We start from the raw sequence: 12,894 nt of genomic DNA, 5'->3' as shown, positions 1-12,894 counted from the left end.
CCTATGAACAAACTATTTTTAAAAAACCGAACCGGTCCTTTTAAAAGAATACCGCTGCTATTTGCCCTACTGATTTCTGTAATCCTATTTTCCTGTAAAGATGAGGAGGATATTGTCCCTGTTTTGCAGGAACCAACCATCGAAAAGGTAGAAGTGGGCCTTAATAACAATGAAACAGGGGTGATAGGCCGGGACTTTCATTTCAATGCAGATGTTATTGCAGGAGATAGAATTGAGGATATTCAGGTAAAAATATTGCAAAGGTCAGGAGAGACCTATAGAGGTGTGTGGGCATTTGAAATAAAATGGCCACAATATAAAGATGCAAAAAACGCCAATGTCCATGCCCATTTCAATATTCCGAATGATGCAATAGAAGGTACTTACGATTTTGTGATCATCGTGAACGACCAGAACGGCACCAAACTGGAAGAAAAGCGGAATATCAGCATTTATGCCCCCGAGAATCTTCCTGTCGATCCACAAATATCAATTTTAGGCGTCACTGAGGTGGATGAAAACCATGATGAAAAAAGAACTGTCTATTACAGTCAGGGTCCTCATGACACAGATCGTCAATTGAATAGGAATGAAATCATATCCACTTTTGGCAATGTTTCGGGCATAAAGGGGGATGGAAGAGTATACTTCCTTATGATTAACAAAAAACACAACCACCGACCTGAAACCATTGATGCAATAGATTTTTCCATGGCTATTGTTTCAGATTTTTGGCAGCACAAAGATATGCCCGAAACCGGAATTTTCACGAGTTTAATAGATTGGTCTACCACTCCCTTGACTATCCGCAAACCTGCCATCGTGATAGGCGCCACTCATGATAAAAACGTCCCGGAACCTTCCCCGATTACCGATCTAAAAACATGGGAAACAGGTGATTATTACATAGGTATAATCTATCATAATGACACTTATAATATGGGTCTATTCCAATATATTGAAGTTTCGGTAAATATGGATTAAGGTTCTACCGGATTGACGGACTATTCCATATATAGGCTTATCCAACACTACCCATTCCCATCTTTAATAAATATTATAATTAATTCAAATTCATGAAATACAGAAAATAAAAATTTTGCATAAAGTAAGGCTTTGGTAGGCATTTGTACATTCATATGACTCGAGCATGACGAAAACCTCCTACAACGGAATGCCAGGCCTAAATTAACTATCATTAAGCATATTAAATCTAGCATGTAAACTACGGGATCACACACAGGTATGCCCAGATAGCTATCGGGGGGAGTGGGTGCACCATTCCAGACTTCAGCTGCCCATTAAAAACAAATTATAAATCTATGAAACCGATCAAAAAACACCAATTAAGTATTGCAGTAGGAATCCGTCTTATCTTCGCATTTCTATTGTCCATTCCTTTTATTTCATGTAACAATGATGAGGATATGGTTCCCGAAGACGCAGGGATTAGCATTGAAAATATGGAAATCGGCTCCGGTAATAATGGAAGAGGCATTATCGGAAGGGATTTCCATTTGGATATGGATGTCACTGCCCTAAACAAGATTGACCACATTCAGGTCTTGATCTCGCCGAGGTCGGGTGAAACCTATTCTAAAGAATGGGCTCATGAAATCACATGGATTGAATACAAGGGAGCCAAAAATACTAACGTTCACAAACATTTTACCATCCCTGCGGACGCACCTGAGGGTAAATTCGATTTCACTGTACGGGTACGTGATGAAAAAGGTATGGTGGTAGAACAGATCCATACAATAGAGCTTGTCAGCGCTGCTAATCTCGCCGTCAACCCGGAAGTGTACTCACTGATGGTGGAAAAGGTAGACCATGGTTTTTTCTACATCATGAACAGAGGATTGGTAGATCCTGAACAAAATACCTTTCTCAAAGGTGAAATGCTCCGAAGTTATGTAGATATAAGGAATATTAAAGATGATGGCATACTGTATACAGTCATTGTTAAAAAGAGCGCAAACCATCTTCCCGAATCTGTTGGAAATATCGATTTTACAAAGGTAATTGTTGTCGATGTAAGGGAACATAAAAATTTAATGGAGGTAGGGTTATTTACCAATTATCTAGAACTTCCTGGCAATGCTACTCCATTAGCACTTGAAATTGGAGCATCTATGGATAACCATTTACCTTCTCCAAATCAGATTCAGGGAAATAATTCCTGGGAAAATGGGGAATATTATTATGGAGTGATATATACCAATAACACACACAATATGAGTGCATATTATTATTTCCCATTTACTGTGGCAGGATTCTAAACATTAAAAAAAGCCGGTCTTCCCCATTAGAAGACAGGCTTTTTATAGCCTAAAAACCTTTCACTCATGAAAAAGCAAATTTTCTATTACCTATTTCCCATGTTTTTATTATGGGCAGGCTGCAGTGATCACCATGAAATGATCGATACCGAATATCCGGAAATATTATTGCATCAGGATGCCTTCCCGATTCAGTGCAGTACGATCAATAAGGGGGAGACTTTTACGTTTAGGGCATTTTTCCATGACAATGTGCAACTTGGTTCTTATAGCCTGGATATACATCATAATTTTGACCATCACACCCATAGTACCGAGGTGGAAGAATGTGATCTGGATCGGATCAAAGTCCCTGAAAAGCCTTTTTTGTTTATCCGTAATTATCCTATTCCGGAAGGATTAAGGGAATACCCGGCGAGCACAGAAATTGAAGTTCCGGAAGATATTGACTCCGGTGATTACCACTTAATGATACGGGTAACTGATAAAGAAGGATGGCAGACTATGATAGGGCTAAGTATTAAAATAGAATAGTGGTTCACAATTAAGCTTGACATGTACGTTGGATGGGTTAAATATTTGTTTTACTGACTAACCAATAACAGCTTAAAAAGGAATTCATCTTCTTTATTTTACCAGGTGGGTTTATATGGGGTATTTACTAGCATGGTCATAATCATTCAAGTTTTGGAGATAGAAAACTATTCTTATAGCTTCAATTTTAATATAGTAAAATCATCAGAAGTTGATCATGGTCACTTTTGATGATTTACATTATTCAGATAAGGCTTTCTCCCAAATGCCAAGCTTTTTATTTCTGGCATAAAGTTCGGCAGTTTTAATTTGTTCAATGAAAGTCTCATAAGTCTTATTGTCAATATAAACCTCTACATTAGCCTTTTTGTCCCGGCCCTGGTATGTGGCTTTTTTCCATGTCTCCAGTTCATCCCAGGTTTGGGGTCTCACCATCGTTTCCCCCGGATAGGCACCGTTTTTAATTAAATAGTTGTTCAAAGTGTCTTCTTTATCTATTACCCAACAATATACCATGTTGGTATTGTTGCCATTGGAATCGGAAGATTTAACGGTAGAAACAGGTACCACTCGGGCCCTGGGATGTATGTTTAACCAGTCTATAATAAGACTGTCGGAATTTTCTGACCGTGGTGCCCTAAAATAACCTGATCCAAGTAAACAGTATTGGTTAATATAATCATTGGTATTTATTCCGAAAATAGAGGTGAATTCAAAGTCAGCTATCTTTAAAGATTGGTTAGATTCCTGTACTTTACAATTTTGGAAGTTTATGAAAAGCAAGAAAAGAATAATTTGACCGAATGCTTTTTTACTTATATTTTTCATTATTTATATTATTTACCGATTTACAAACCATATCTCTAAAATTAAAAAAATTAGATAGATATCTTAGCTTGATGATGTACCGAAATTAGGCAAGGTTAGGGTGGCCGTTGATTTAAAGTTTCCAGTATATCATTTCATCAATTCTTCGATAATCTCATTTCTCCCATTTTTGGATATGAGAATTTACCTATACCCATATCCAGCAGATAGCCCAAGATCCCCTTCACCTGGGGTTTGCATACTATATCCGCTTTTAAAAATTTTTAGGTAAAGATTGGCCAGCATTTTCCAGCATGTCTAATTTAGGTTGATGACATACATTATAGACTGGCTGGTTAGGTTATAAGTATCATCGGAAAGTATGGTAGTTTTTTTATCAGGAGTAAATAAACCCTTTTATTTAGACAGCGGAGTATACAAAGTACTTAATTATGGATACATTACCAGTTGGGCATTCCATCCTAACATAAATTAACTAGTCTGAAATTTATAATTCCATTAAATTGGGGAATGAAAAATTCTACCTACCTCATTCTTTTTGCTGTATTGTTTGGTTGCTCAAATGATAAAAACATAGACCAATCCATTTTAACAAATTATAAATTTGAAATTACGGATTCAATCAGGGTCAATCACCTGGAAGAATTGACGTTAATTGATATGGAAGACGGAATGTTCTTGGCAAAGAAAGATGCGCAATCAAGCTATTTTATTTTTGACAATACAGGTGACATCACCTCTCATATTGAGCTCAAAACTTACGGACCCAATGCGATTAACATGGTCTATACAGCTGGGTTTTTTGATGGTAAATTTTCAATAATGGATTTACATAGGGGAATAATGCAGTTTTCAAATGAAGGAGTGCTAACCAATACTATTCCTTTACCTGAGGATTATATTTATATGCATCCCTCTAATAGACCGACATTTAAACTGGGGGATAAATTGGCATATTACCGTCCTGAGAGAGATCTCAGTGATTGGGAAGACCAAGAGAAATTCTATAAAAAATACTACAATAGACCCTTGTTGGAGGTATTGGATCCCATTACTAACGAGGTATCGCTGACAATGGAAATCCCGGAAACTTCAAGGTACAAAGACGGCAATTTTCATTTCTTATACCATCCACATATCATTAAAAAAGGGAAAGATTGGTATTTATTCCTAATGGCTGAAATGAAGTTTTATGTCTATGAGGAACAGGGTGAAGACCTGATCTTTAAAGAAAGTGTCAGTTTAAATCTGAAAGACCAAATCCCCTTTCCATATACAAATTTGGAAAATTCAGATGAATTCTTCTCCAAGCTGGAATTGATAGTCCCATCCATGATAGAACAACTTTATGTGCTTGAGGACAAAATAATACTTATTTACAAAAAGGGAGCTAACGAAAATATCGTGAAAAATTATGACAGAGAAAATCTAACTGAGTGGTTGGATTTCTTTGAATCCTTACCAAAATATGCCGCAGTTTTTGATTCAGATTACAAATTACTCCAAGAGGATATTGAATTGCCATCAGGTATAATTTCAACCCCTATTGTAACCAAGAATGGACAGATTGTTGTCCAAAAAAATCAAAGGCTTCTTGGGGAAGAAGATTGGAATACATACTATTTATTACAGCTAAATGATGGAAACAAAATGAATTGATCATTTCTGTATCCATCGGACGTACGGCATGTTGGTTAAGCGGGACTATTTTATAAGCCTGTATTCTTCCCAGTGGGGGCAAACCTGATAAAGGTCTTTTGATCTATTCTAGCCTTAAAGGGGTACAATTTGTGACGCATCATGGTCCTGAGCTTGATAGTGTCAGCATTACAGCAGGGGTTTTAATCATGGTAACGATACTGATTTACTTTGAACGGAGTTTTTTTACTCGGTCTTAATTTCAGTGTCCAATTATAGCAGATAAAATATACTGAATATCATTCCCAGATTAAATGCCGAATGGCATATTATTGCCCCTAAAATTGACCCTGATTGTTTTCTTGATAAGAAAAATAATATGCTCATAAAAAACATACCCAGAACCCAAATTATAGTAGGTATGGTGAATAATTCCCACTTATTATGGATAAACACCACTCCAAAATGGGAAATATGTGTTAATGCAAAGGCGGAACTGTTCACTATTGATGCATATTTTTCTCCTATTGATTTTGCAAAACTTGAATGAACGATTCCCCGGAAAAACAGTTCTTCACCGATTGGGCTGAATGTCATTCCGGTAATGGCCATCATGATAAACATTATTGTTCTATCATGATGATTTATAGCAGGAGGGATATTATAAGACTTCCCTATATACCCATACCAATTTTCATAGCTGTTTCCGTACAAAATATGGCCTAGCCAATATAGAAATAGACTTGCTACCAAGCCACAAACAAAAGCGATTATAAGCCAACTATATTTTCTGGGCTTTGTAATTCCTATCGCTGTACGGCCGTGTTTACTTAAAAAAAGGAATGGTACCATAGCTGAGATGGTCATTATCAAACCTATAGCACCATAACTTCCAGTAGCATTGGCATCCAGTACCAGTATGAATCGCGGAATACAAACTATAAGTATTAAAACAAGGCCTAATTTCCAATTAAAGCCAAAAATCCTTTTCCAAAATTGTCTAAGTTCTTTATCCATATTTACTAAAAAATGAAGATATACCTTTATCTTAATAAACCAAAAAGGCCAATCCCTTCAGTGTCAGCCTGTGTGTATAATTGGGAAGCATAGCTTATGTCATTTCAACAGGTCTAATGATATGTGATGTGTCCTGTAAAAAGCCAATGTTTTTGAGATCAAACTTACGGTGCATCCAATTTCTTTTCTCAGCCCCTTCTAATATTAGCATGAATTTTTTTACTCCCCCGGTAATTTTCCCAGTAACTCCCCATTAATTCTCCAAGTAGCCTCCTTCCGTATCTATTTTTCCATTTGGAAGGTAAATGATAACCGTATACTTTTCTATAAGTAAAATTGTATTCCTATGAGCTCAGTATTTTGGGTCCAGTAAAAATAAAACCCAAGGTTCAACTCGGGAGGATTAACAGCTGCATACAGGGTCATTCACAGGAACTTTTCATGGAATCAGTTATTTATTGATATTTTAAAACAATTTTCTGATCTCTGATAACCAAATATTGGTACGCATTGATGATAATTAGTTCTATTAGGGGACAATGAACACTATTTAGATACCCTGAAAATATGAGGTTAATAAAACTGATAGGGATATACCACACTTACTCATTTTTTTAAACCATTTGAATTACGGTTTAGCTTTAAGTTTTCAGCATTAACCGTGGTCAATTCAACGTATTCCGACGAACTTTAAACTTGAAAAATATATTAAGCAAAATTTTTCGGTATTCTTAATTGTTTTGATATCTATGAATATTTTTTACATATAAGTTTAATTTGGAAAATGAGCCCTATCGAATGGCGGTATGTAGACTAAAAAAAAAATGCATCTCTTTGATTTATTTTTAATTTAAAAAAATCCTTACCATCACAAGGTAGTGACTTTTTTAGGTCCCCAATATTTTATCTAATAGTTTTTTACATATTTGACATATATCCAAGAGCCTTTAATTGGCATTAATGGCAGAAAATTAACGATGTAACATTTTTTATATATTTTGAATCATTTGTCACAGTGCCTCACAGGTAAGATTGTCTACATTTCAATCGATTTCAAACCCAAAATACAAGGTACATGTTGAAAAATAGATTTTTGCTGACTATCATCAGCACCGTTGCACTCGGAGGTTTTTTATTCGGTTTTGATACAGCTGTAATATCAGGAGCAATTCCCTTTATAAAAGAACATTTCCAACTTAACGAAGCCCTCGAAGGCTGGGCAGTGGCATGTGTGATCCTCGGATGTATGGTGGGGGCATTGACCTCTGGATATTTCGGAGATTTATATGGTAGAAGAAAAGTATTAATAATAACGGGGATAATGTTCATTGCCTCAGCATTGGGAACAGCCTTGACAAATAATTTCACTTTTTTTATTATCATGAGAGTAATAGGAGGAATAGGGGTTGGTTCTGCCTCTGTATTATCCCCCACCTATATTGCAGAAATCTCACCATCAGCTATTCGTGGCCAAATGGTTTCGCTTAACCAGTTGGCCATCGTCTCAGGTATACTTATCGTATATTTTACCAATTTTCTTTTTCTGGGAGTAGGTGAGGACAATTGGAGGTATATGCTTGCCTCTGAATCTATACCTGCATTGATCTTTATAGTAGCGCTATGTTTTATTCCAGAAAGTCCAAGATGGCTGGTAAAGAAAAATAAAGAGCAAGAAGCTATAGCCGTACTTGATAAAATCTATTCACCTACTGAAAGCCGGATGGTGTTAGATCAAATCAAAGATTCATTAAAAAATGTAAACAGCGTAAAAATTTCTGAACTCTTTGAAGGGAGGATGAAAAAGGTCCTGATAATAGGGACAGTATTGGCCTGCTTGCAGCAACTTACCGGTATTAATGCGGTGATATATTATGCTCCTACGATTTTCATGAATGCCGGGGCCAGCTTGGCATCTTCGTTTTGGCAGCCGGTAATGATAGGGGCCATTAATTTTATTTTTACGCTAGTGGCCATATCCCTTATAGAAAAATTAGGCAGAAAAACCCTGATGCTTTATGGCTCTGCCGGAATGAGTATATCTCTGGCTTTTCTGGTAGGTGCTTTTTATTTTGATATGTTGGAAGGGTATTGGGTGCTGATCTTTATATTGGGATATATCGCATCATTTGGTTCCTCGCTTGCCCCGGTAATGTGGGTAGTGGTATCCGAACTCTTTCCAAACCGTTTGAGAGGGGCTGCCATGTCATTTTCCACTTTCCTGCACTGGACCTGTACTTTTTTAGTGGTTCAGACTTTTCCATGGATGCTTGCCTTTATGGGAGGGGCTTTTGCCTTTGGGATATTTATGGTCTTAAGTGTTTTCACCTTCTATTTCATTTTTAAATATGTACCTGAAACGAAAGGGATGACGCTGGAAAATTTAGAAAAAAAATACATAACCTCAAAAAAATCCACGTATGAGCGGGTCTAAAAAAATAGTATGCATAGGAGAAATTCTCTGGGATAAATTTGGTGAAGGAAAAGTAGCCGGAGGTGCACCTTTTAATGTTGCCAAAAATTTAAAGCTACTTGGAGAAAACGTTGAACTGATCAGCAGTGTGGGAAATGATGAGTCAGGTGAGGAATTGCTTTCAGTCTTTAAGCAATCCGGTTTTTCTGACCGATATGTACAGTCTAATGAAGGGTTAGCCACCAGTGAAGTGAGCGTAGTGGGCAATGGAGATTTTATTTCTTATAAAATCCATGAGCCGGTAGCCTGGGATGATTTACAGTTGACTGCTGATAATATCCAATTGGTGGAGGAGGCAGAAGCATTGATTTTTGGAAGCCTGTTGGCAAGACAAGATGTATCCAAAAATACGCTTTTTCAGTTTTTAGAATCAGCCTCCAAAGCTCAAAAGATATTCGATATTAATTTAAGGGCTCCCCACTATAGCAAAGAAAATATTGAAGGCCTGCTTTACTATGCAGATTTAGTCAAACTCAATGAAGACGAACTAGAAATATTGATAAAGTGGTTTCATCTTTCTTCAGATCCGGAAACAGCATTAAAGCAATTAGAAGAGGAGTTCAATTGTCCAACAGTTTGCCTTACACGAGGAGCTAATGGAGCAATATTACGATACGAAGGTAGCGCTTACTTTCATAAAGGTTATCGGGTGCAGGTAAAAGATGCAGTCGGCTCCGGTGATGCCTTTTTAGCTGCCATGGTCAGCGGTCTATTGTCTGAAAAAACACCTATGGAGACATTAAACTTCGCATGTGCTTTAGGAGCACTTACAGCCACTAAAGTAGGAGCAAATGCGCAGTTTACAAAGGATGAAGTGCAGGCAATCCTAAATACTCAGATACATATTACTTCACATTCAAAATAAATTTAATTATGCACTATGGCATAGGAGAAGCCCCTAGATAACATTTAAAGCTATAATTGTTTCTTCCACAGGAATTTGCCTATAACCAAACTACTTGAATTTATACCTATTCAAGTTTAAAAAATTAAGTATTCAAATTAACCCCAAAATCCTAGATTTATGAAAAAAATTGCTCTACTAATTATTTTAATTTTTGTGTTGATCATTCAGGTGAAAGCCCAAGAAAGATTGATTACAGGGAAAGTAGTTGATAATGTTACTGAGGAAGGAATTCCTGGTGTCAATATCCGTATTCAAGGCACCCCTGACAGAGGTACCGTCACGGATATTGATGGGAATTTTAGTATTAATGCAGATGAATCATCTATACTCCTATTTTCTTTTATAGGTTATATTTCACAGAAAATGCCAATCGGCAACCAATCTATTTTAAATATTATTTTAGAAGAGGATTTAATTTCTTTGGAAAGTGTGGTGGTAACAGGATACCAGACAGAAAGAAAAAAAGACATTACGGGTGCCGTTACAGTAGCCGATGTAGGTGAAATGAAAAAGCAAGCAGTAGCCAATCCTATGAAAGCTTTGCAGGGCAGGGTAGCTGGCATGACCATTACCGGTAATGGATCTCCAAGTGCACCTGCAACAGTGAGAATAAGGGGGATAGGTACTTTAAATAATAATGATCCTTTGTACATTATTGATGGGGTACCTACCAAGGCAGGGATGCATGAGCTCAACCCTGCAGATATTGAATCTTTACAGGTTTTGAAAGATGCTTCTGCAACGAGCATTTATGGATCGCGTGCGGCAAATGGGGTTATAATTATCACAACTAAAAGGGGCACAAAAGGCGTGATGCAAGTCAGTGCAAATGTTTATTCTTCGGTTTCTGCATTTACCACCAGAAGAGAAATGCTGGATACCCAAGGGTATGGCAGAGCGCTATGGCAGGCCCATATAAATAATGGTACGGATCCCAATATCAATAGCGTACAGTATACATTTGATTGGGCAGTTGACCCAGAAACTGGGCCTGTATTAAATAGCGTATCTGTTCCTGAGTTTTTGGACAATAATAGAACAATGAGATCATCTAATACGGATTGGTTTGATGAAATTTCTAGGGTAGGGTTAATACAGAATTATGATTTCTCTGTTTCCAATGGAAATGAGAATGGGAACTACTTACTTTCAGTCGGTTATTTTGAAAATCAGGGGGTTATCAAAACCACTGAATTTAATAGATTATCAGTACGCTTAAATTCAGATTACCACCTTTTGAATGGAAGAGTGACTATAGGCCAAAATCTCAGCTTAACTAAATCCGGTGAAGTTGAAGGCAATCCTATGAATGAAGCTATGCAGGCTTTACCGATATTGCCGGTAAGAACTGAAGACGGTGGATGGGGAGGTCCTGTAGGGGGAATGAATGACCGTCAAAACCCAGTTAGATTGTTGGAAGACAATAGGCATAACAATTATGACTTCCAACGATTATTTGGTAACTTTTTTGCTGACGTTAAATTATTTGAAGGTCTGAGTTTTAGAACTAATTATGGAATCGATTATGGAAATTATAATTCCAGACAATATAGGAAGAGATATACATCAGGTTTTTTAAATAATCCGGTCAATCGTTTAGAATCTAATCAAAGCCACAGTGTCAAAACCACCTGGACCAATACTTTAAACTATAATCTTTTATTAAAAGACCATAGATTAGATGTCATTATTGGCACAGAGCTTTATGAGGACAACTATACATCATTTTGGGCCTCAAGGGAAGGTTTTGTCGTAGAGGATGATGAATTTATGCATTTGGATGCCGGAACGGGGATCAAGGATAACGGGGGTAGTGCCGCTAAGCATGTTTTGTTTTCCTATTTTGCCCGGGCAAATTATTCCTTGTTGGATAAATATTTATTGTCGGCTACTGTAAGGTATGATGGATCTTCAAGGTTCGGCCAAAACAACAGGTTTGGTACTTTTCCTGCTTTTTCAGCAGGTTGGAGAATCAGTGATGAAGCATTTATCAGTGACAATACCTCAGTTATTGATGATTTAAAACTTCGGTTTGGTTGGGGAATGACCGGAAATCAAGAAATTGACAATAACGCCATTTACAATCTATATGTAACAGACTATAATGGTACATCATATGATATCAATGGAAATAAAAGCGGGGTACTACCATCAGGGTTCAAGCTGACCCAAAATGCCAATCCAAACTTAAGGTGGGAAGCGAGCACAATGACAAATTTGGGGTTGGATTTTGAAATTCTAAATCAAAAATTATACGGTAGTGCTGAAGTATACATCAGGAAAACTGATGATATTTTACTATTGCCTCCTTATATCGGAGTATTGGGGGAGGGTGGAAACCAATGGGTTAATGGTGCCTCTATGGAAAACAAAGGATTTGAGTTAACACTTGGTAGCAGAACAAGGATCGGGAATGAATTTGTTCTATTGTTAAATGGAAATTTTGATTTGTATAGAAACCGTATCACCCATTTGCCTTCAGAAGTGGTTAATGCCTATGGAGGTGACGGAAGAGGTCAAAATATTTTGGGAAGACCTATCAATTCATTTTTTGGTTATGTAGCGGATGGTTTATTTAGATCACAGGATGAAGTAGAAGCCCATGGTATTCAACCAGGCAAAGGTTTAGGCAGAATCCGTTACCAAGACTTAAACGGTGATGGAGTAATAGACGATTATGACAGGACATGGATTGGCAATCCCCATCCTGATTTTTCAATAGGATTGAATGCCTCTCTGGAGTATAGAAATTTTGATTTTTCCATATTTTTTCAGGGAGTTTTTGGCGTGGATGTAATAAACGATTTTAAATATAATACAGATTTTTGGAGTGCTTCGGAAACGGGCTCAAATAAAGGTGCACGTTTGTTAAATTCATGGTCTCTCTCCAATCAGACTTCGGATATACCGGCAATTAGTCTTGTAGACAATAATTGGGAGTCTCGGTTTTCCACTTATTTTATTGAAAATGGGTCATATCTGAAATTAAGAAATTTTCAAATGGGCTATACCTTCAATGAAAGCATGATTAATAGAATGGGGTTACAATCTTTACGGTTTTATATAGGTGGAGACCATTTGGGTATATTATTTAAAAGTAAATCATTTACAGGAATTGATCCTGAAAATCCCGGATTTGGATATCCAAATCCAGCTGTCGGGACAGCCGGGGTAAATGTTAGGTTTTAATTAAAGTGTTAAAGGTTAAAGAATTATAT

The 12,894-nt window shown here is 37.0% G+C and carries 9 protein-coding genes; 7 read left to right on the top strand and 2 right to left on the bottom strand.

Annotation, left to right across the window (positions count from 1 at the left end; genetic code table 11):
- Positions 1 to 3 precede the first annotated feature (3 nt).
- From EL17_RS02525 to EL17_RS02515, 3 genes are all read left to right on the top strand, one after another.
- Positions 4 to 984 carry a DUF4625 domain-containing protein gene (locus tag EL17_RS02525; protein ID WP_035069674.1) on the top strand — a complete coding sequence of 327 codons (981 nt, stop codon included), beginning with the start codon at positions 4 to 6 and terminating at the stop codon, positions 982 to 984.
- A 338-nt stretch (positions 985 to 1,322) separates the two neighbouring features.
- Positions 1,323 to 2,282, top strand: a complete 960-nt coding sequence (locus EL17_RS02520; RefSeq protein ID WP_035069671.1) for a DUF4625 domain-containing protein — start codon at positions 1,323 to 1,325, stop codon at positions 2,280 to 2,282.
- Positions 2,283 to 2,348: 66 nt separating this feature from the next.
- Positions 2,349 to 2,816: a DUF4625 domain-containing protein gene (locus EL17_RS02515; protein WP_051719755.1), complete on the top strand. Its 468-nt coding sequence runs from the start codon at positions 2,349 to 2,351 to the stop codon at positions 2,814 to 2,816.
- Positions 2,817 to 3,056: 240 nt separating this feature from the next.
- Here the strand turns inward: EL17_RS02515 and EL17_RS02510 are convergent, their stop codons facing one another.
- Positions 3,057 to 3,644 (bottom strand): hypothetical protein, encoded by a 588-nt coding sequence (locus tag EL17_RS02510; protein WP_035069668.1) that lies wholly within the window; start codon positions 3,642 to 3,644, stop codon positions 3,057 to 3,059.
- A 510-nt stretch (positions 3,645 to 4,154) separates the two neighbouring features.
- Here EL17_RS02510 and EL17_RS02505 point away from each other — a divergent pair.
- Complete coding sequence (locus EL17_RS02505) at positions 4,155 to 5,303, top strand: hypothetical protein (RefSeq protein WP_035069665.1); 1,149 nt, start codon at positions 4,155 to 4,157, stop codon at positions 5,301 to 5,303.
- A gap of 252 nt (positions 5,304 to 5,555) precedes the next feature.
- Here the strand turns inward: EL17_RS02505 and EL17_RS02500 are convergent, their stop codons facing one another.
- Positions 5,556 to 6,299 carry a CPBP family intramembrane glutamic endopeptidase gene (locus EL17_RS02500; protein WP_035069662.1) on the bottom strand — a complete coding sequence of 248 codons (744 nt, stop codon included), beginning with the start codon at positions 6,297 to 6,299 and terminating at the stop codon, positions 5,556 to 5,558.
- Between the two features lie 1,075 nt (positions 6,300 to 7,374).
- On the opposite strand from EL17_RS02500, the gene EL17_RS02495 reads away from it, so the two are divergent.
- The 3 genes from EL17_RS02495 to EL17_RS02485 all read left to right on the top strand — a co-directional run bounded on the left by EL17_RS02495 (position 7,375) and on the right by EL17_RS02485 (position 12,865).
- Positions 7,375 to 8,730, top strand: a complete 1,356-nt coding sequence (locus EL17_RS02495) for a sugar porter family MFS transporter (protein WP_035069659.1) — start codon at positions 7,375 to 7,377, stop codon at positions 8,728 to 8,730.
- Entirely contained in the window at positions 8,717 to 9,634 is a 918-nt protein-coding gene (locus tag EL17_RS02490; RefSeq protein WP_035069656.1) for a carbohydrate kinase family protein, read from the top strand. The genes EL17_RS02495 and EL17_RS02490 overlap by 14 nt, the downstream gene beginning before the upstream one ends.
- 159 nt (positions 9,635 to 9,793) lie before the next feature.
- Positions 9,794 to 12,865, top strand: coding sequence for a SusC/RagA family TonB-linked outer membrane protein (locus EL17_RS02485; protein WP_035069653.1), 3,072 nt, complete (start codon positions 9,794 to 9,796; stop codon positions 12,863 to 12,865).
- Positions 12,866 to 12,894 lie beyond the last annotated feature (29 nt).

Origin of the sequence: Anditalea andensis, from assembly GCF_000714815.1 — a bacterium.
In the GTDB taxonomy this organism is placed as follows: domain Bacteria; phylum Bacteroidota; class Bacteroidia; order Cytophagales; family Cyclobacteriaceae; genus Anditalea; species Anditalea andensis.
This window is presented reverse-complemented; position numbering and strand designations above follow the sequence as displayed.

Coding starts and splice junctions, on each gene's coding strand:
- EL17_RS02515 (WP_051719755.1), top strand. CDS start 2,349: ATGAAAAAGCAAATTTTCTATTACCTATTTCCCATGTTTTTATTATGG.
- EL17_RS02490 (WP_035069656.1), top strand. CDS start 8,717: ATGAGCGGGTCTAAAAAAATAGTATGCATAGGAGAAATTCTCTGGGAT.
- EL17_RS02505 (WP_035069665.1), top strand. CDS start 4,155: ATGAAAAATTCTACCTACCTCATTCTTTTTGCTGTATTGTTTGGTTGC.
- EL17_RS02510 (WP_035069668.1), bottom strand. CDS start 3,644: ATGAAAAATATAAGTAAAAAAGCATTCGGTCAAATTATTCTTTTCTTG.
- EL17_RS02500 (WP_035069662.1), bottom strand. CDS start 6,299: ATGGATAAAGAACTTAGACAATTTTGGAAAAGGATTTTTGGCTTTAAT.
- EL17_RS02495 (WP_035069659.1), top strand. CDS start 7,375: ATGTTGAAAAATAGATTTTTGCTGACTATCATCAGCACCGTTGCACTC.
- EL17_RS02525 (WP_035069674.1), top strand. CDS start 4: ATGAACAAACTATTTTTAAAAAACCGAACCGGTCCTTTTAAAAGAATA.
- EL17_RS02485 (WP_035069653.1), top strand. CDS start 9,794: ATGAAAAAAATTGCTCTACTAATTATTTTAATTTTTGTGTTGATCATT.
- EL17_RS02520 (WP_035069671.1), top strand. CDS start 1,323: ATGAAACCGATCAAAAAACACCAATTAAGTATTGCAGTAGGAATCCGT.